We start from the raw sequence: 19,486 nt of genomic DNA on the forward strand, positions 1-19,486 counted from the left end.
GTAGCGTCAAGTCGTCGCGCGCGTCCGCTCACGGTTCTTGAACTCGGCGGAAGCGGCGTTCATATAGGTCTGGCACCCGCCACGGCGTCGCGCGCTCATTCCGGGCGCTGAAACGCACTGGCCGTTTGAACGCCTGCATGTATCCTTGCGTCCGCTTCGATCGAAAGGCACATGCAGAGGAGATTGAAATGCCGACCCTCTTCCGGTTCCTGTTCTTCTGCGCCGTTATCGCCGGGATAGTGTACGGCACGATGATCTCTCTCGTCACCTTCGTCGAGCCGACGCAGCGCGACGTCACCGTCAAAATTCCGTCCGAACGGGTGAACAAGACCCAATGAGCGATCTTTCCGCCGCCCACGTCGAGGCTTTCCTCGAAATGATGAGCGCCGAGCGGGGTGCCGCGATCAACACGCTGCAATCCTACGAGCGTGATCTCGAAGATGCCTCCTCGCACCTGCGCACACTTGGAACCGGGCTGACGGCAGCGACACCGGACGATCTTCGCGGGTATCTCGCCCACCTCGCCGGCCAGGGCTTCAAGGCGTCCTCGCAGGCGCGGCGGCTTTCGGCACTCAGGCAGTTCTACAAGTTCCTCTACGCCGAAGGCATGCGCGGCGACGACCCGACGGGGATCCTCGACACACCGAAGAAGGGACGCAGCCTGCCGAAGACGCTAAGCGTCGACGACGTCTCGCGGTTGATCGGCCAGGCGGAGACCGAGGCGGCAGCCGGCGGCGCCGACCACCTCGGCAGATTGCGCATGCATGCGCTGATCGAACTGCTCTATGCGACCGGCATGCGCGTCAGCGAACTCGTGTCGCTGCCGGCAAGTGTGCTGGCGCAGAACGGCCGCTTCCTCGTCATCCGCGGCAAGGGCAACAAGGACCGCCTCGTGCCGCTGTCGCAGGCGGCGATCCGGGCCATGCGGGCCTATGGCGAGGCGCTCGCCGACGAGATGGCGCGCGACGAAACTGGCAACCGCGAGAACCCGTGGCTCTTTCCCTCCTCGGGCAAGCAGGGCTTCCTGCCGCGCCAGGTTTTTGCGCGCGACCTGAAATCGCTTGCGGCCCGCGCCGGAATAAGGGTCGCCACGATCTCCCCGCACGTGCTCAGGCATGCCTTCGCCAGCCACCTGCTCGCCAATGGCGCCGACCTTCGCGCGGTGCAGGAACTGCTGGGGCATTCAGACATTTCCACGACACAAATCTATACGCATGTGCTGGAAGAACGGCTGCACAACCTCGTGCAAAACCATCACCCTCTTGCCAAACAGGCGAAAAAACAGGATTAGGACCGCCGGGCAGGCTGGTTTCGGCCCGCAGACCCTTGTCGCAAAATGATCGGAAACGCATCTCATGCACAACTATCTCGATTTCGAAAAACCCATCTCCGACCTCGAAGGCAAGATTCTCGAATTGAAGAAGCTCGCCGGCGAAGACGAGAGCGTGAACACTTCGGATGAGATCGAACGCCTGGAGACGCGCGTCCGCGACGCGATGGTCGAGATCTATTCCAAGCTGACGCCGTGGCAGAAGACCCAGGTCGCCCGCCACCCTTCGCGTCCGCACTTCCTGGACTATGCAGCAGAACTCTTCACCGAGTTCACGCCGCTTGCCGGCGACCGCAACTTCGCCAATGACGACGCCATCCAGGCTGGCCTTGCGCGTTTCCGCGGCATGCCGGTCGCCGTTCTCGGCCAGGAAAAGGGCAACGATACGAAGTCGCGCATCAAGCACAATTTCGGCAGCCCTCGTCCGGAAGGCTACCGCAAGGCGATCCGCGTCATGGAAATGGCCGATCGCTTCGGCCTGCCGCTGATCACGCTGGTCGACACCGCCGGCGCCTATCCGGGCGTTAACGCTGAAGAGCGCGGCCAGGCGGAAGCCATCGCCCGTTCGACCGAAATGTGCCTCAACGTTCGCGTGCCGATCGTCACCGTCGTCATCGGCGAAGGCGGCTCCGGCGGCGCGATTGCGATCGCCACCGGCAACCGCGTCTACATGCTGGAGCATGCGATCTACAGCGTCATCTCGCCGGAAGGCGCTGCCTCGATCCTGTGGCGCGATTCCACCCGCGCGAAGGAAGCGGCCAGCAACATGAAGATCACGTCCGAGGATCTGAAGGCGCTCGGCGTCATCGACGGCATCATCCAGGAGCCCGTCGGCGGCGCGCATCGCGACCCGAATGCGGTCATCGGTCGCACCGGAACCGTGATCGCCGACGCGCTCAAGGAACTTTCCGGACGCGATGGCGACCAGTTGCGCACCGATCGCCGACAAAAATACCTGAATATCGGCCGTAATCTCTAAGCCGGGATCGGCAGTCCTTAGGCGGGGACGGGGCGAAAGTCCCACGCCTTTCCCCTCGCCGGTCTCCATGGCCCGCGATTGCGGTAGAGTGTTTCGCAACTGCAAAGCGGAGTGTGGCCAAATCTTGGCCATATTCATAAGGTCATGAACAGCGCATCGGCAGGGCCACCCTGCAGGGTTAAGAATTCGTGAAGTATAATCGCTTAGTGATTCTCTAAAGGGCCCACCCTCGCGGACTGGGCTATCCTAGTCGAGTTTGGGTTTGAACGGGCCTCTGCTGATGCGTTTCTGGAACCTTTTAGCTTCCGCCGCCATTGTCGCCACACTTGCCGGCTGCACCAACGAAGCGCTGGATGCGACGACGTCGGTCGATATCAAGTCCGTCAAGAACAAGACCGAGTACCAGGTCTCTGCGCCGATGGTCAGAAAGATGACCGAACTCGGCATGCAGAAGCAGGCGCCGATCGCGCTGCGCATCTTCAAGGAAGAAGGCACGCTCGAGGTCTGGAAGGCCAATACGGCCAACCGTTTCCAGCTCTTGAAGACCTACAAGATCTGCGCCTGGTCCGGCAAGCTCGGCCCCAAGGTGAAGGAAGGTGACCGGCAGGCGCCGGAAGGTTTCTACCCGCTCTTCCCCCGCCAGATGAACCCCAACTCCAACTATTATCTGGCGATCAACACCGGCTATCCCAACGCCTACGACAAGGCGAACGGCCGCCAGGGCACGCACCTGATGATCCACGGCGCCTGCTCGTCGTCGGGCTGCTACTCGATGACCGACGAGCAGATGATCGAGATCTTCGCGCTCGCCCGCGACAGCTTCAAGGGCGGCCAGGAGAGTGTGCAGTTGCAAGCCTTCCCCTTCCGCATGACCGCGGAAAACATGGCGCGGCACCGCGACAATCCGAATATCGACTTCTGGAAAATGCTGAAGGTCGGCTACGACCAGTTCGAAGTCACCAAGCGTCCGCCGGAAGTCAACGTCTGCGAAAAGAAGTACGTCTTCAACCAGCAGGCCTCCGGCCCGTTCAATCCCGGTGGCCAGTGCCCGGCGATGTCGACGCCGCCGGCGCTGCAAGTCGCCATGGCTGGCTTTGAGAAGACCTACCAGACCGACTACGACAAGGCCATGAAGAAGTATGACGGCATGGTCTGGTACGAGCCGAGCGAGGCCGAGCGCAAGGCGATCGTCGCCAAGCAGCGCGTCGGCCGCGAGCTCGCCTATGCTCCGACCGGCAACTCGCTTGACGCCGGCAAGATGATGAAGGCGAGCGATCTCGAAAAGAAGCTCGCCGATCAGAAGGAAGCGGAAGAAACCAAGGTGGCTGTCGAGCTCCAGAAGAAGGAACTCGAAAAGGCGACCGATGGCGGCAAGCACGTGCCCGTCCCCGCCGCCAATCCCATTCCGCAGCCGGTGATGCAGGCAGCCGTCGAAGAGCCGAAGAAATCCTTCTGGAGCCTGTTCTCGAAGAGCGAACCGGAATTGCAGATGCCGGCTCCCGTCGTCGTGACGCCGGACCAGCAGGCAACCGCCGCACCGCAGGCACAGCCGGCTCCGGCAACGACCGCAAAGCAGGCGAAAGCAGCGGCTCCCGCCGCCCAGCAGCAAGCCGCTGCCGTGACCACGGCAACGACGCCGGCAACCGGTGCGACCGCCGAGGCGCCGGTTCTGACGGAAGAGCCGCCGAAGAAGCGCCCGTTCTGGAAGATCTGGGGCAATTGATGCCGGACGAACAGAAGATCGTCTACGACCTGAGGGGGCTTAAATGCCCCCTTCCCGTTTTGAAGACGCGCAAACGCATGACCTCGCTGGCGCCAGGCGCTTTGCTGGAGATTACGACCACCGACCCGCTGGCCGTGATCGACATTCCGCATTTCTGCAACGAGGACGGCCACAAGCTCGAAGAGACCGCACCCGCCGACGGTGGCCACCGGTTCCTCATCCGCAAAGGCGCGTAAGGTGCAGCAAGCCGCAGAGCGGCTTCGCATGATTTATTCGGGTTACTCGCAGACAGAAACCGGTCCACACTTGTCCCGAAAGGTGCCTCAAGGTCGCAACTCCGGACGGAAAACCGCTTCGCACTTTTCCTGGAGCTTGCCTCAAAGGCGCAACTCCGGACGGAAAACCGCTTCGCACTTTTCCTGGAGTTGCTTAGAACCGCATGCCCGGAACGGCGAGCGGGTTGTCGGAGAGCGCCTGGGCGTCCGGCCGGTCGATGCGCGGCTTGCCGGTGAAGGCATCGAAGAGATCGCGAACGAAGTCTTCCGTCAGCCCCTTGGTGATCAGCACCATGCGCGTGCGCCGGTCGTTCGCGTCCGGCCAGGCGGCGAGCCGCTCCGGCGTGTGGAAGACGTTCTGCACGCCGTGCAGGACAAGCGGCCGGTCCGGCCTGTCGGCAACCGCAACGATCGCCTTCATCCTCAAGAGCTTCTCGCCATGCGCCGAGCGCAGCAGGTCGATGAACATATCAAGCGCCATCGGCTCGATCGGCCGGTCATGCACGATGCTGAAGGAACGGATGTCGCCGCCATGCCGCGTCACATCGTGATGGTGGTGATGATCATGGTGGTGATGATCGTGATCGTGGTCATGGTCATGATGATGGTGGTCGTGGTGCGCCTCGTCCTGCAGCCAACGGCCGACATCGGCGATCTTCGATGAAGGGTCGTAAAGACCGCAATCGAACAGCTCTGCGCGCCCTGCCTCGGCACTGTCGCCATCGATCAGCGGCGCGCGCGGATTGAGCGCGCGGATCCTCGCCGTCAGCGCATCACGCTCCGACGCTTCGGCAAGGCCGGTCTTGCTGATGACGATGCGGTCGGCAACGGCAACCTGCTTCAGCGCTTCCTCGTGGTTGGCGATCGTCTGCAGGCCGTTGACGGCGTCGACGACGGTGACGACGCCATCCAGCCGGAAGTTCTGCGCGATGATCGGGTTGCCGATCACCGACTGCAGCACCGGCGCCGGGTCGGCAAGGCCCGTGGTCTCGATGACGACGCGCTTCAGCGGCTTGATCTTGCCGGTCTGCATACGATCCATGAGATCGGCGAGCGTATCGACCAGTTCGCCGCGCACGGTGCAGCAGAGGCAGCCGTCGGAAAGCTCGATGACCCCGTCGCTGGAGGCTTCCACCAGCAGGTGGTCGATCGAGACGTCGCCGAACTCGTTGATGATCACGGCCGTATCCGAGAGATCGGGATCCTTCAGCAGCCGGTTGAGCAGCGTCGTCTTGCCCGCACCGAGAAAGCCGGTGAGGATCGAGACCGGCACCGCCGACAAGGGACTAACCATCATGCACTCCGATCAGAAGGTCGGCCGCGGCACCGGGATCGGCACATTGGCGACATCGCCCTGGCCGGCCGGGTCGCCGGCAAGCTTCGGAGCCTTTTCGCCGCTGCCGGCGATGAGCCCGGCGAAGGCGAGCTTCAGCGGCCGGTTGATTTCGTGGATATAGGGCGAAAGCAGCTTCTGGCGGCCGGCCTCGTCGCGGCCTTCGCTGCGAACCTTCGCGGCCGATTTCGAGCAGATCTGCTTGCTGACGTCGGCGACCATGTCGCGCGTCTCGCCATAGGGCGGGATCTGCACCAGCGACGGTTTGCCGTTGCCGTTCGTCGTCAGTGCCATCTGCAGGAGCCTTGCCGACTCGTCCGCACGCGCACCGAGGCTGTCCTCGCCGAGCACGACCGAGACGACGCTGCGCCCCTCGCGGGTGGCGGACGAAACCTGGTTGAAGCCCGAGGCGCAGATGAAGCCGGTCTTCATGCCGTCAGCCCCTTCGAAGCGGCCGATCAGCATGTTGTAGTTCGGATAATCCTTCTTGCCGGTGGTAAAGCCTTCCAGCGAGAAATAGGAGGCGTATTGCGGAAACTCGCGCTTGAGCGTGATCGCCAGCACCGCAAGGTCGCGGGCCGTCGTGTACTGGCCGGGACCGGGCAGACCGTTGGGGTTGACGAAGTTCGAGGACGTCATGCCGATGCGGCGGGCCTCGGCGTTCATCCGCTCGATGAAGGCGGGCTCCGAACCCGCGACCGTTTCGGCGATCGCGACGGCGACGTCGTTTGCCGACTTCACCAGCATCATCTTCAGCGCGCTGTCGAGCGTCATCGCTTGGCCGGGCTTGTAGAACATCTTGCTCGGCGGCTCGGCGGCGGCGTTCTTGGTCATGACGACCGGGCTCTCGAGCGTGAGCTGGCCGGACTTGATGGCGCGGAAGGCCGTGTAGGCCGTCATCAACTTGGTCAGAGACGCCGGATACCATTTCTGGAAGATATCCTGGTGCTCGTAAACCTTCAGCGAATTGACGTCGACGACCAGCCTCGGATTGGCCGCAGCCGGCAGCGCCGCAAGAAGCGTGGCGCATGTCGCCGCCGTCACTCCGAGCGCCTTTATCTTGCCACGCGTGAAAAATCCTGCTGTCACCACGATAGGACCTCGAAAATCCGCTGTTGCCTCGTCTCGTCCGGCTATTTAGCCTATATGGCGAGGAGATGGCAAAGCCCATTCACGGGCAGTGATGCCAATCCACACCGATACGCAGATACAATTAGTGATCGAACAGACCGACAGGACGAAACGATGCCGATACTCAACCGTGCCGCCGAGCTCCAGAATGAAGTCACCGAATGGCGGCGCCACCTGCACAGGAATCCGGAGCTCCTGTTCGCGGTCGAAAATACGGCAGCCTTCGTCGAAAAGAAACTGAAGGAGTTCGGCGTTGACGAAATCGTGACGGGGCTTGGCCGCACCGGCGTCGTCGGCCTCATCCGCGGCAATCTCGGCGCGGGCCGCACCATCGGCCTGCGCGCCGACATGGACGCGCTGCCGATCACCGAGACGAGCGGCAAGGACTGGGCGTCCGAGACGTCTGGCAAGATGCATGCCTGCGGCCACGACGGCCACACGGCCATGCTTCTCGGCGCGGCGAAGTATCTCGCCGAGACCCGCAACTTCGCCGGCCAGGTCGCCGTGATCTTCCAGCCCGCCGAAGAAGGCGGCGGCGGCGGCAACGAGATGGTCAAGGACGGCATGATGGAGCGCTTCGCCATCGCCGAAGTCTACGGCATGCACAACATGCCGGGCATGCCCGTCGGCCAGTTCGGCAGCCGCGTCGGCCCGATCATGGCTTCGACCGACGAGTTCACCATCACCATCAAGGGCCGTGGCGGCCATGCCGCCCAGCCGCACAAGACGATCGACCCGATCGTCGTCGGCACCCAGATCGTGACCGCCCTGCAGACGATCGCGTCCCGCACCGTCGACCCGCTCGCCTCCGTCGTCGTCTCCGTGACCAAGTTCAATGCCGGCTTCGCCCACAACGTCATTCCGCAGGAAGCCGTGCTCGGCGGCACCGTGCGCACCCTGATGCCCGAGGTGCGCGAGATCGGTGAAAGCCGCATCCGCACGATTGCCGAGGGCGTTGCCCAGATCTACGGCGCGACGGTGCAGGTCTCCTACAACCGCAACTACCCGGTGACCGTGAACCATGCCGACGAGACCGGTTATGCCTTGCAGGCAGCCGCCGAAATTGCCGGCGCCGGCAATATCCAGCCGTCGCTCGATCCGATGATGGGGGGCGAGGATTTCTCCTACATGCTGCTTGCCCGCCCCGGCGCCTTTATCTTCATGGGCAATGGTGACACCGCCGGGCTGCATCACCCGGCCTATGACTTCAACGACGAGGCGATCCCCCACGGCATTTCCTACTGGGTGAAGCTCGCGGAAACGCGACTTGCCGCCTGAGGCACGGTTGGGAGGCTCCATGCATCAGATCGACAAGATTGACCGACGAATTCTCAACATCCTCCAGGCAGACGGCCGCATCACCAATCTGGAGCTGGCCGATCGCATCGGCCTGTCGCCGACCGCGACCAGCGAACGCCTGCGCCGGCTGTTGAAGGAGGGATACGTCTCGGGCTTCGGCGCGCGATTGGACCCGCAGAAGCTCGGCTTTGGGCTGCTGGTCTTCATCGAGGTCATGCTCGACAAGACGACGCCCGACGTCTTCGACCAGTTCGCCGCCGCCGTCAAACAGGCGCCGGCCGTGCTCGAATGTCACATGGTGGCAGGCGGCTTCGACTATCTGGTCAAGACGCGGTTCGAGGACATGGCGGCCTACCGCAACTTCCTCGGCCAGGTTCTCTGGACGCTCCCGGGCGTCAAGGAGACCCGCACCTATGCTGTCATGGAAGAGATCAAGAACGACGGGCCGCTGCCGCTGGTGTGAGCCTCTGTCGCAGAAAATAACAGAACGGCCCGGGATCTACACAGATCCCGGGCCGTCTGTTTTTCAACTTAGGCGGCGTCCGCCAACGACGCCATGTCGATGACAAACCGATAACGGACGTCGCTCTTGACGACGCGTTCATAGGCCTCGTTGATTTGTTGGATGCGGATCGTCTCGATTTCCGAGACGATGCCATGCTCGCCACAGAAGTCGAGCATCTCCTGGGTTTCCTTGATCGAACCGATCATCGAGCCGGAAATGCTGCGGCGCGCCGGCACCAGCGAGAAGGCGTGCACCGGTACGGCGTTTTCAGGAATCCCGACCAGCACGAAGTCGCCGTCGACCTTCAACAGGCTGACATAGGCGTTCCAGTCGATCTCGGCCGCAACCGTGCAGATGATCAGGTCGAAGGTGCCTGCCAGCGCCTTGAAGGTCTCGGGGTCGTTGGTGGCGTAGTAATGGTCGGCGCCGAGCTTCAGCCCGTCTTCCTTCTTGGAAAGCGTCTGGCTGAGAACGGTCACGTCCGCGCCCATGGCATGCGCCAGCTTGACGCCCATATGGCCGAGACCGCCCATGCCGACGATCGCGACCTTCTTGCCCGGGCCGGCCTTCCAGTGGCGCAGCGGCGAATAGAGCGTGATGCCGGCGCAAAGCAGCGGTGCCGCAGCGTCGAGCGGCAGGTTCTCCGGGATCGACAGAACGTAGCCTTCCTTGACGACGATGCTGTCGGAATAGCCGCCCTGCGTCGGTGTCTTGCCGTCGGCTTCGACGCCGTTATAGGTCACGACCAGGCCGGGCATGTAGTGTTCCAGATCCAGATCGCGGGTAGCGCAGGTGGTGCAGGAATCGACGAAGCACCCGACGCCGGCGCGGTCGCCGACCTTGAACTTGGTCACCTTGGAGCCGACCGCCGTGACGATGCCGACGATCTCGTGGCCCGGAACCATCGGGAACGCCGAGTTGCCCCATTCGTTGCGGGCCTGGTGGATGTCGGAGTGGCAGACGCCGCAATATTTGATCTCGATCACCACGTCGTCGTCGCGCGGTTCGCGGCGTTCGAAGGTGAAGGGCGTCAGCGGCTTCGACGCATCGGTCGCCGCATATCCTCTTGCAATGGCCATCAGTCTGTCCTCATTTTGGGAAAGGGTGCAGGTCCGGAGGGAGCCCGGCCTGACGCATCAGGACTATGAGGGTGCGCACGCTGCAAGCGTTAGAGCGATCCTGCAAAGTTTTTGCACGATCCTACAAGATTGACGGGGGCATCCTGGAGATGGCACGTCGAGACCCTATCTGAGCCTTGCCTCACACGACGCTAAGCCGCTGGAAAGACCTGATATTATGACAGCCACGCGACAGACTGCCCGCCCCGAGATGATCGACGTCATTGCCCGGTTTGCCAAAACCGACGGCGATCACATGACGCAGATTGCCGGCCTGAGCCTGCACCGCCACGGCGGCGATGCCCCGGTCAACTGCTCCGCCTACAGGCCAAGCCTGGCGATCATCGTGCAAGGGGCCAAGCGCGTGGTGCTCGGCGAAGAGACGCTGATCTACGGCGCCTCGGATTATCTGCTGACGTCGATCGACCTGCCCGTTCTGTCCCAGGTCTGCCAGGCCTCCGCAGAAGAACCCTATCTCAGCATGGCCTTCACGCTCGACCCGGGCAAGATCCAGGCGCTGCTTGCGTCCCTGTCGCAACTGCCGGCATCCGCCACCTCCGTGCGCGGCATGAGCGTCAGCAAGATCACTGTCGAACTCGAAGATGCGGCCCTTCGGCTCTTGCGCCTGCTCGAACGACCGGACGATATCCCAGCACTCCTGCCCCTGATCGAACAGGAGATCCTCTATCGGCTCCTGACCGGCCCGCATGGCCACCGGCTCAGGCAGATGGCGACGACCGACAGTCAGCCGCATCAGGTCGGCCGCGCAGTCGCCTGGCTGAAGGAACATTATTCGCGGCCCTTGCGGATCGACGACCTCGCCAACCGTGTGTCGATGAGCGTCTCGTCGCTGCACCATCACTTCAAGGCGATCACCGCCATGAGCCCGCTGCAATACCAGAAGCAGCTGCGGCTGCAGGAGGCCCGGCGGCTGATGCTGGAGGAGAGTCTCGACGCCGGCGATGCCGGCCATCAGGTGGGTTATGAAAGCCAGTCGCAGTTCAGTCGCGAATATGCCCGCCATTTCGGCGAGCCACCGATGCGCGACATCGGCCGCGTGCGCCGCTCGCTGCTCGAACGGCTTGCTCCGCAAGCGGAGATGCTGAGCGAGGGCTGACGAGGCGCCCTCGGTTCCGCTGGCGGCGTATCAGCTTCGCTCGATATCCCGCCTAAGCACGATCGAGGTGGTCAGATCCTCGACATTGTCCATCGTCGCCACTTCGTTACGCAGCTCGTTGAGCGCATTGATCGAGCCGACCTCGACCTCGACGACGAGATCAAGCTGGCCGCTGACGGAGGACACCTTGCGGACCGCAGAGAAACCGGCAAGCCGGTCGAGCACGCCGATCGATGGCGTGCGCTTCAGCGTCACCAGCAGAAAGGCCTGAATCGTGCCCTCGTCCAGCTGGCCGATATCGGCGCGATAGCCGCGAATGACGCCAGCCTTTTCCAGTCGCGTGACCCTCTCGGTCGTCGCACTTCTGGAGAGCCCGATCCGGCCCGCCAACGACTTCATCGGGATCCGCGCCTCCTGCGACAGGATGCTGAGGATGGTGCGGTCGATCGCGTCGATGTCCTGCATGCCCCCTTCTCCGTGCCCGCCGACAAGATGACGGTTATTATAAACATAGTGCCGGTGCAACCGGCATATTGCCGGATGCATCCCCTCGCCGCTCATGCAAATCTTCTCACCGAGATGAGGATCCCCATGAACGATATGCTGAAGACCACGCCCGACTTTTCGACCGAAGCGGCAGCCGCCTTGCTGAAGGAGCATTACGGCCTCTCCGGTACGCTCTCGCTGCTCGCCAGCGAACGCGACCAGAACTTCAAGGTCGAGGCTGAGGACGGCAGCATCTCCATTCTGAAGATCGTCAACGGCGCCGAGCCCGAGGTCGAAAGCGATTTCCAGACCGCACTGCTCAGCCACGTCGGCACCCATGCCGCCGACCTGCCGGTGCCACATATCCGGCCGACGCTGTCGGGCGCGAGCCTTGCTTCGACCACCAGTGCGGGCGGCGTCACCCACCGCCTACGGCTCGTCAGCTGGGTCGAGGGCCTGCCGCTTGCCGAAACCGGACGCAGCGAGGCGGCGCTCCAGTCGCTTGGGCAGATGCTCGGCCGCTTCGATGCCTCGCTCAAGGGCTTCATGCATCCGGGCGCGCTGCGCGATCTCGACTGGGATATCCGCCACGCCGGCCGCTCGGCTGACCGGCTGCACCACGTCACCTCGGCCGAAGACCGTGCCTTGCTCGAACGCTTCCTTGTCCGCTTCGAAAAGGCCGTGGCACGACGACTTGCAACCCTTCGTGCCGCCGTCATTCACAACGACGCCAACGACTGGAATGTGCTGGTCGATAAAGTCGATCACGACACCATTTCCGGCCTGATCGATTTCGGCGACGCCCTGCATGCGCCCGTGATTGCAGAGGTGGCGATCGCCGCCGCCTATGCCGGGCTCGACCATCCCGATCCGATCGGCGCCGCTGCGGCAATCGCCCGCGGCTTCCATGCGGAGTATCCGCTGGCGGAAGAAGAGGTCGATCTGCTCTTCGATCTCATCGCCATGCGCCTCGTCACGTCGGTCACGATCTCGGCGTCCCGCCGCGCCCACACCGACGACAATCCCTATCTCGCCATCAGCGAACGGCCGGCCTGGACGCTTTTGCGCAAGCTCGACCGGATGAATCCGCGTTTCGCCACCGCCATCCTGCGGCATGCCTGCGGCTTCGAGGCAAGCCCGGGCGCGCGTGCCGTTGCCGCCTGGATCCGCGAGAACCGCAAGACGCTGAAGCCGCTGCTCGCACGTCCGGCCGCCACCTACCCGGCAGCGCTCGTTCCCTATGGCGACCCGCAGCATCCGATGACCGTGAAGTCGGCAGCCGAACAACCGAATGAAGCCCAGGCGATCTGGGAAGACTATTGCCGCACGCACGGCGTCGAACTCGGCATCGGCCCCTTTGGCGAAGAACGCACAGTCTATGCCGGCGAGATGTTCGTCTCGCGCTTCATCGACCACACCCGCCGCACCCGCCATCTCGGGCTAGACCTGTTCATGGCCGCCGGCACCAGGCTCTACACCCCGCTTGCAGCAACCGTCGTCAGCGTCGAAATCGAGAAAGATCCGCTCGGCTACGGCTGCCTGATAGCGCTTCGCCACGAGCCCGAGGGCTGCCCGCCCTTTGTCACGCTCTGGGGTCATATGGCGCACGAAGCGATGGGACGCATCAAGGCCGGCGATCGGCTGGAGGCCGGCGCGCTGGTCGGCGAGATGGGCGCCCCGCAGGAAAACGGCGGCTGGGCGCCGCATCTGCACCTGCAGCTTTCCGCCGATACCAGCCTGACGGCGACCGAAATCCTCGGCGTCGGCGAACCGCAGTTTCTCGATGTCTGGGCCGAACTCTTCCCGGATGCGCGCACCTTTGCCGGCATTGCCGAGGAATTCTATGAAAAGAAGGGCCGCTCGCACGAGGAGATCGTCAAGCGCCGCAAGGAACTGCTCCTGCCCAACCTCTCGATCTCCTACGACAAACCGATCAAGTTCGTGCGCGGCGAAGGCGTCTGGCTGATCGACGACAGCGGCCGCGCCTATCTCGATTGCTTCAACAATGTCTGCCACATTGGTCACGCCCATCCGGCAGTGGTCGAGGCGATGGCAAAGCAGGCAGCGATCCTCAACACCAACACTCGCTACCTGCACGACAACATCGTCGCCTATGCCGAGCGGCTGACTGCGACGCTGCCTGGGGAATTGACGGTCGCCGGTTTCGTCAACAGCGGTTCGGAAGCCAACAGCCTGGCGCTCAGGCTGATGCGTGCCCATACCGGTCGCGAGAATGCCATCACACTCGACTGGTCCTATCACGGCACGACCCAGGAGCTGATCGACATCAGCCCCTATAAGTTCCGCCGCAAGGGCGGCAAGGGTCCGAAGCCGCATGTGCATGTGGCGACCATTCCCGACAGCTACCATGCGCCGGCGGACTGGCCGGCCGAGGAACACGGTAAGCGCTTCGCCGAAAGCGTCGCCGAGCTGATCCAGGCGATGCAGGCCAAGGGCGAAGGCCCGGGCTTCTTCATCGCGGAGTCGATCCCGAGCGTCGCCGGCCAGGTGTTCCTGCCGGAAGGCTACCTGAAGGAAGTCTATCGCCTGGTGCGGGAAGCCGGCGGCGTGTGCATCGCCGACGAGGTGCAGGTCGGCTTCGGCCGCATCGGCAGCCATTGGTGGGCCTTCGAGACGCAAGGCGTCGTGCCTGACATCGTCACCATGGGCAAGCCGATCGGCGACGGCCATCCGCTTGCAGCCGTCGTTACCACCCGCGAGATGACCGACAGCTTCAACAACGGCATGGAGTACTTCAACACCTTCGGCGGCAACCCGGTCTCCTGCGCCGTCGGTCTCGCCGTACTCGACGTGATCGAGGGACAGGACCTGCGCGGCAATGCGCTTTCGGTCGGCAACTATCTGATCGATGCCTTCCGTGCCATGCAGGCGCGTTACGAGGTCATCGGCGACGTGCGCGGTATGGGCCTGTTCCTCGGCATCGAACTCGTGACCGACCGCAAGACAAAGGCGCCGGCAACCGAATTCGCCCGCGCGGTCTCCAACGGCGCCCGCCACCGCGGCGTGCTGATGGGCACCGAAGGTCCGCACGACAACATCTTGAAAATGCGCCCGCCGATGATCTTCTCGAAACGCGATGCCGATCACCTGCTCGCCGTGCTCGAAGAGACTTTCGCGGAAGTTGCAAGGACGCTCGGCTAAGGCCGGGTCGAACAGCAGAAAAACCAGATGCAATGACCGGGGTGCACGACACGCATCCCGGCAACGAAGACGCATGTCCTAAAACAAGAGAAGAGGAGAACAGGAAATGAAACTTGGAGTGAAACTTGGAGTTCTGGCTCTGGCGAGCGCGGCGTTTCTTTCCGGCACCGCCGCCAACGCCGGCATGCTCGACGTCATCAAGGAACGCGGCGAGCTTCGCTGCGGCGTCAGCCAGGGCGTGCTCGGCTTTTCCGCACCCAACGACAAGGGCGAATGGACCGGCTTCGACATCGATTTCTGCCGCGCGGTGGCTGCCGCAGCGCTCGGCAATCCCGACAAGGTGAAATACGTGCCGCTCTCGACCAAGGAGCGCTTCACCGCATTGCAGTCCGGCGAGGCCGACCTGCTTTCGCGCCAGACCACCTGGACGCTGTCGCGCGACACCGATCTCGGCATGAGCTTCGTCGGCGTCAACTACTACGACGGCCAGGCCTTCATGGTGCGCAACGACCTCGGCGTGAAGAGCGTCAAGGAACTCTCCGGCGCCTCCGTCTGCACCGAGACCGGCACGACGACCGAGCAGAACATGGCCGACTATTTCGGCGCCAACAACATCCAGTACCAGGTCGTCGCCTTCGAGAAGGCCGACCAGACGATCCAGGCTTTCAACACCGCGCGCTGCGACGTCTACTCGACCGACGCTTCGGCGCTTTATGCCCAGCGCCTGACGCTGAACGACCCCGATCGTTTCGTCGTTCTGCCGGAAGTCATCTCCAAGGAGCCGCTTGGCCCGGCCGTCCGCCAGGGCGACGATCAGTGGTTCAAGATCGTGCGCTGGACGCTGTTCGCACTGACCGAAGCGGAAGAACTCGGCATCACCAAGGACAATGCCGCCAAGCTGATCGAAAGCGGCACGACCGCCCAGAAGCGCTTCCTCGGCATCGAGAACGAAGCGGGCAAGTCGCTCGGCCTCGATCCGAAGTGGGCCTACCAGGTGGTTTCTGCCGTCGGCAACTATGGCGAAGTCTTCGAACGCCACCTCGGCAAGGACAGCCCGCTGAAGATCGATCGCGGTCTCAACAAACTCTGGAGCCAGGGCGGCCTGATGTACGCCCCGCCGGCACGCTGATCCGCAAGGAGCAATTCCGGCAAGTCTCCGTTCGGAATTGCTAGACCCAAGGAAAAGCGCCAACGAGACGCCGCGGCCCTCCCCGCGGCGTTTTCGCTTTTACCAGCCTTCCTCCAGCACGCGGCCCAGCATGTCGGCGAAGAAGTCGGCGCTCTCGCGCGACAGGCAGAGCGGCGGCTTGATTTTCAGCACGTTCAGGTGGTCGCCGGTCGGCTGCATGATGACGCCAAGATCGAGCAGGCGGTCGCAGATCGCCGCAGTCTCTTCGGTTGCCGGCGACAGGGTCTCCCGATCGCGCACGAATTCGACGCCGAGATAGAGCCCCATGCCGTGCACCGCGCCGATCAGCGGGAAACGCTGCCCGAGCGCTTCGAGCCGCGCTTTCAGATAGCCGCCGACTACCTGTGCGTTTTCCGGCAGCCGTTCCTCGGTCAGGATATCGAGCACCACCTGCCCGACGACCGAGCTCACCGGGCTGCCGCCCGAGGACGAGAAGAAGTATCCCTCCTTTTCCAGCGCATCGGCAATCTCGCGGCGGGTAATAACGGCGCCAAGCGGATGTCCGTTGCCCATGCCCTTGGCGACCGTGATGATATCGGGCACGACACCCTGCTCCTCGAAGCCCCAGAAATAATCGCCGAGCCGGCCGTAGCCGACCTGCACCTCGTCGGCGATGCAAACACCACCACGCGCCCGCACCATCGCATAAACAGCGTCGAGATAGCCCTTCGGCAAGGGAATGCCGCCGGCGTTGCCGTAGACCGGCTCGCATATGAAGCCCGCGAGCTTCTCGTCCGCCGCGTCCAGTTCGGTCAGCTTCTTGACGACGGAGCGCACATAGCTGTCGGTCGTGTCGGCGCCGCGGAATTCGCCGCGATAGGTATTGGGCGCGGTGACCGGATGCACCCAGGCCGGGCGGGTTTCGAGCGCCTGCGGATTGTCGGCGATCGAGGTCGACACCGCATCGCTCGCGACCGTCCAGCCGTGATAGGCCTCGAGCAGGCTCACGACATTGCGCGCACCAGAATAGGCCCAGGCAAGCCGCAGCGCCAGGTCGTTCGCCTCCGAGCCGCTGTTGACGAGGAACACCGTGTCGAGCCCATCCGGCGCGAGGGCTGCAAGCCGCGTCGAGAATTCGGCGACGGAGGCATAATGGAAGCGCGAGTTGGTGTTGAGCAGCGACCATTGCCGCCCGACCGCGGCGGCAAGCCGGGGGTGCCCATGGCCGAGAATGGTGACGTTGTTGACCATGTCGAGATAGCTGCGGCCCTCGATATCGAACAAATGGTCCTTCCAGCCGCGCTCGATCTGCGGCGGTTGCAGGTAATAGTTCTTCTGCGGCCTGGCGAAGTGCTGCTGGCGGCGGGCGAGCAGTGTATCGCTGTGCGGCTCCGGCCCATCGCATTCGAAGCCGAGGATGCCAGCCGGTGACGGGCACAGGTGCTTCCACGCCGCCGCCTGATGCGGCATGACGAAAAGCGGCGGCACGAGGCCATGCTCGCGGCAAAGCTGGACACGGATCAGGCCGTAGGACTTCTGTTCGCCGGAGACGACGCCCAGCACGGCACCAGCAACAATCGTGTCCTCAAGGTCGGCACCGGCTTCCACGCCCTCGAGAAACAGGCTCGCCTCAGCCCCCTCGAGCACCAGCAGCCCGTCCTGCCGGACGATACGAGCGGCAAAGGGAGCGACAATCTCGCGCCCGGCCTCCAGGCAGATATCGACATGCAAGGCAAAGGTGGCATCGGGCTTCGGTGACCGCAGCAGGGTCTCCGTCATCCGGTATTCGCCGTAGCGCGTCGTCGCGATGCCGATTGCGTGCGCGGCGTGCTGCAGCAGCGAGATCGGCAATCCCTGGTGCTGCCAGCGCTCCTCCGGCAAAAGCGGACTCAGGATCGAAAGGTCGATCTGGCGCACGTCCGTGGGGCCGAGCCCCGGGATCAGGCTCTCACCGGTCACCCGGGCCGAGACCGGCGCGAAGCCGACGGCTGAAAGAATGGCGTGCTCCATCAACGCCGAAGGCACCGACGAGGCGACCTCGAAGATCTCCCGCTCATGCGCGGCATTGCCTTCGACGTAAGCGTTGTCGGGCTCGCGAGAGAGCTGGTGTTCGGAGCTTGCGACCAGTACCGCAGCGCGCGCAACGATCAGCGGCCAGAGCGCTTTCAGTTCCACCTCGGTCAGCGGGCATGCCGCATGAAACGCCTTGACCGCGGGCAGGATGTACCAGGGGTCGCCATCCGCATGATGCAGCAGCGAGGCGCAGGTGACGGCAAGTTCGGCGACCAGCCAGCCATTGAGGATATCGCCGAAATCGATCACGCCGTCCGGCATCGCCCGGCCGGCCGCGTCGGGCCGGCTGACGACGTTGTCATCGGTGACGTCATGGTGGATCGCCTGGGTCCTGAGGCCAGGGGTGAGCGGCTGCAGCCGCCGCATGGCGCCGACCATCACTTCAGCGATGCGCTTCTTGCGCTGCTGGTCCGCCATATCAGTAAGCAGATGCAGGACGACGGGGCCGGCGCGCCTCAGATCCCATTGCAGCTCCCGTTCGAGCCCCGGATGCTCGAAGTCCTCCAGTGCCGACGCGAGCTGGCCTGCCAGGCCGCCGAGGGCAGCCACGGCTTCGCGCGACAGATGTTTGCGCCGGGTGAGCGGTTCGCCTTCGAGATAGCTGAGCAGGCGAATGCGATAATCCGCGCCGCGCACGGCGACGCTCTCGATCGCCTCGCCCTTGAGAGAGGGCACGACTTCCGCAACGCGTGCGGTCGGCAGACGGTTGCCGAGATGCCGCAACGCCGCGTTCTGCGCTTCCAGTTCCAGCGGCTCGTATTCCGCCCGGCAGATTTTCAGAACATAACGCCGTTCGCCCGTGTCGAGGCGGTAGTTGCGGTCCTGCTGGCTGCCAAGCTCGCTGATCGTACCCGACAGGCCATAGTGTTCGGCGAGCAGTGAACGTGCCTCCTCGGCTCCGACATCGGGTCTTGGGAGCTCGGTGCGAAGCTTCAGCGCGTCCTCAACCATGGTCTCGTCATCCTCCCCTTCGGCGGTCGATCCTCCGAATCGACCGGAATGTTGTCGAGATTAGAGCGGGATCAAGGAAAAGATGTGCGGTTTCCCGTTTACACCCACCCGCAGCCTACTGCGACATGCCTTCCAGCCGATAGCGCGTGCCGGGATAGAGCAGCCGCGCCGTCGTCACATTGCCGGCGTCCGACCAGGTGCGGCGCCGGATCATCAGGCATGGCTCGTTGCGGTCGATGCCGAGCAGCTTGCATTCCCAGAGCTGCGGCGCCACCGCTTCGACGATCTGCTCGGTGCGGGTGATCGGCGCCATTGCGGTGAGATAGGCGTTCGGCGTCATCGCCTGGAAATCCTGTTCCAGATAGCGCGGGCAGATCGCCGGATTGACGAAACGATCCTCGATCTGGATCGGCAGCCCGTTTTCCGAATGCACCATGATCGAGTGAAAGACGCGGGCCCCGGTGGCAAGGCCGAGCGCATAGCCGATTTCAGGCGTCGCGACCTCTTCCTTGAGCAGCGTCATCAACGACGTATGGGCGTGGCCACGTTCGTGGATCTCGTCGGCAATGTTGCGCACTTCAAGCAGCGCGGTGCTGCCCTTGTGGGCGGCCACGAACGAGCCGACGCCCTGCACCCGCGTGATCGCGCCTTCGGTTGCCAGTTCCCTCAGCGCCCGGTTGGCGGTCATGCGGCTGACGCCGAGGTCGGCGACGATCTCGTTTTCCGAGGGAATGCGATGATGGGCGGGCCATTCGCCGCTCTCGATGCGGCTGCGGATGAACTGCTTGACCGCCTCGTAGCGCGGCACCGGGCCGTCTTCGAAAGCGGTCGTCTCGTTCCGTTTTCCCAGTGCCGTCATCAACTCAAGCCCCGCC

16 protein-coding genes are annotated in these 19,486 nt (G+C 63.6%); 10 read left to right on the forward strand and 6 right to left on the reverse strand.

Translation table 11 applies throughout. The features are described from left to right. The first annotated feature begins 188 nt into the window (after nt 1-188). The 5 genes from IB267_RS27315 (at nt 189) to IB267_RS27335 (ending at nt 4,268) form a co-directional block, all read left to right on the forward strand. Nucleotides 189-338, forward strand: coding sequence for a hypothetical protein (locus tag IB267_RS27315; protein WP_192450658.1), 150 nt, complete (start codon nt 189-191; stop codon nt 336-338). After that, a complete protein-coding gene (gene xerD / locus IB267_RS27320; RefSeq protein ID WP_192450659.1) occupies nt 335-1,291 on the forward strand; it encodes a site-specific tyrosine recombinase XerD in 957 nt (318 codons plus the stop codon). The genes IB267_RS27315 and xerD overlap by 4 nt, the downstream gene beginning before the upstream one ends. A gap of 64 nt (nt 1,292-1,355) precedes the next feature. Beyond that, entirely contained in the window at nt 1,356-2,309 is a 954-nt protein-coding gene (locus IB267_RS27325; protein ID WP_034806530.1) for an acetyl-CoA carboxylase carboxyltransferase subunit alpha, read from the forward strand. 280 nt (nt 2,310-2,589) lie between these two features. Next, nucleotides 2,590-4,032 carry a murein L,D-transpeptidase family protein gene (locus IB267_RS27330; protein WP_192450660.1) on the forward strand — a complete coding sequence of 481 codons (1,443 nt, stop codon included), beginning with the start codon at nt 2,590-2,592 and terminating at the stop codon, nt 4,030-4,032. After that, entirely contained in the window at nt 4,032-4,268 is a 237-nt protein-coding gene (locus tag IB267_RS27335) for a sulfurtransferase TusA family protein (RefSeq protein ID WP_043623130.1), read from the forward strand. Before IB267_RS27330 ends, IB267_RS27335 begins: the two co-directional genes overlap by 1 nt. Nucleotides 4,269-4,461: 193 nt before the next feature. Here the strand turns inward: IB267_RS27335 and IB267_RS27340 are convergent, their stop codons facing one another. Then, nucleotides 4,462-5,601: a GTP-binding protein gene (locus IB267_RS27340; RefSeq protein WP_192450879.1), complete on the reverse strand. Its 1,140-nt coding sequence runs from the start codon at nt 5,599-5,601 to the stop codon at nt 4,462-4,464. 12 nt (nt 5,602-5,613) lie between these two features. Next, nucleotides 5,614-6,684, reverse strand: a complete 1,071-nt coding sequence (locus IB267_RS27345; RefSeq protein WP_192450661.1) for a D-alanyl-D-alanine carboxypeptidase family protein — start codon at nt 6,682-6,684, stop codon at nt 5,614-5,616. 201 nt (nt 6,685-6,885) lie between these two features. Here IB267_RS27345 and IB267_RS27350 point away from each other — a divergent pair, with 201 nt between their 5' ends. Together IB267_RS27350 and IB267_RS27355 are read left to right on the forward strand one after the other, a co-directional pair. Next, nucleotides 6,886-8,049, forward strand: coding sequence for a M20 aminoacylase family protein (locus IB267_RS27350; protein ID WP_192450662.1), 1,164 nt, complete (start codon nt 6,886-6,888; stop codon nt 8,047-8,049). Nucleotides 8,050-8,068: 19 nt separating this feature from the next. Beyond that, nucleotides 8,069-8,533 carry an Lrp/AsnC ligand binding domain-containing protein gene (locus tag IB267_RS27355; protein ID WP_034806518.1) on the forward strand — a complete coding sequence of 155 codons (465 nt, stop codon included), beginning with the start codon at nt 8,069-8,071 and terminating at the stop codon, nt 8,531-8,533. 68 nt (nt 8,534-8,601) lie between these two features. Here the strand turns inward: IB267_RS27355 and IB267_RS27360 are convergent, their stop codons facing one another. After that, entirely contained in the window at nt 8,602-9,654 is a 1,053-nt protein-coding gene (locus tag IB267_RS27360; protein ID WP_192450663.1) for an NAD(P)-dependent alcohol dehydrogenase, read from the reverse strand. A gap of 217 nt (nt 9,655-9,871) precedes the next feature. On the opposite strand from IB267_RS27360, the gene IB267_RS27365 reads away from it, so the two are divergent. Next, a complete protein-coding gene (locus IB267_RS27365; RefSeq protein ID WP_192450664.1) occupies nt 9,872-10,810 on the forward strand; it encodes an AraC family transcriptional regulator in 939 nt (312 codons plus the stop codon). A gap of 30 nt (nt 10,811-10,840) precedes the next feature. Here IB267_RS27365 and IB267_RS27370 read toward each other — a convergent pair whose 3' ends face one another. Continuing rightward, nucleotides 10,841-11,275 (reverse strand): Lrp/AsnC family transcriptional regulator, encoded by a 435-nt coding sequence (locus IB267_RS27370; RefSeq protein WP_034806510.1) that lies wholly within the window; start codon nt 11,273-11,275, stop codon nt 10,841-10,843. A 126-nt stretch (nt 11,276-11,401) separates the two neighbouring features. Here IB267_RS27370 and IB267_RS27375 point away from each other — a divergent pair, with 126 nt between their 5' ends. Both IB267_RS27375 and IB267_RS27380 read left to right on the forward strand, forming a co-directional pair. Then, nucleotides 11,402-14,458 (forward strand): aminotransferase class III-fold pyridoxal phosphate-dependent enzyme, encoded by a 3,057-nt coding sequence (locus tag IB267_RS27375; protein ID WP_192450665.1) that lies wholly within the window; start codon nt 11,402-11,404, stop codon nt 14,456-14,458. 106 nt (nt 14,459-14,564) lie between these two features. Further along, nucleotides 14,565-15,587, forward strand: a complete 1,023-nt coding sequence (locus tag IB267_RS27380) for an amino acid ABC transporter substrate-binding protein (RefSeq protein ID WP_192450666.1) — start codon at nt 14,565-14,567, stop codon at nt 15,585-15,587. 99 nt (nt 15,588-15,686) lie between these two features. On the opposite strand, the gene IB267_RS27385 is transcribed toward IB267_RS27380, so the two are convergent. Both IB267_RS27385 and hutC read right to left on the reverse strand, forming a co-directional pair. Then, nucleotides 15,687-18,611 carry an aminotransferase gene (locus tag IB267_RS27385; RefSeq protein ID WP_192450667.1) on the reverse strand — a complete coding sequence of 975 codons (2,925 nt, stop codon included), beginning with the start codon at nt 18,609-18,611 and terminating at the stop codon, nt 15,687-15,689. A 115-nt stretch (nt 18,612-18,726) separates the two neighbouring features. Beyond that, nucleotides 18,727-19,470 (reverse strand): histidine utilization repressor, encoded by a 744-nt coding sequence (hutC, locus tag IB267_RS27390; protein WP_192450668.1) that lies wholly within the window; start codon nt 19,468-19,470, stop codon nt 18,727-18,729. Nucleotides 19,471-19,486: the final 16 nt, after the last annotated feature.

Source organism: Ensifer sp. ENS09 (assembly GCF_014852425.1).
Classification (GTDB): Bacteria; Pseudomonadota; Alphaproteobacteria; order Rhizobiales; family Rhizobiaceae; genus Ensifer.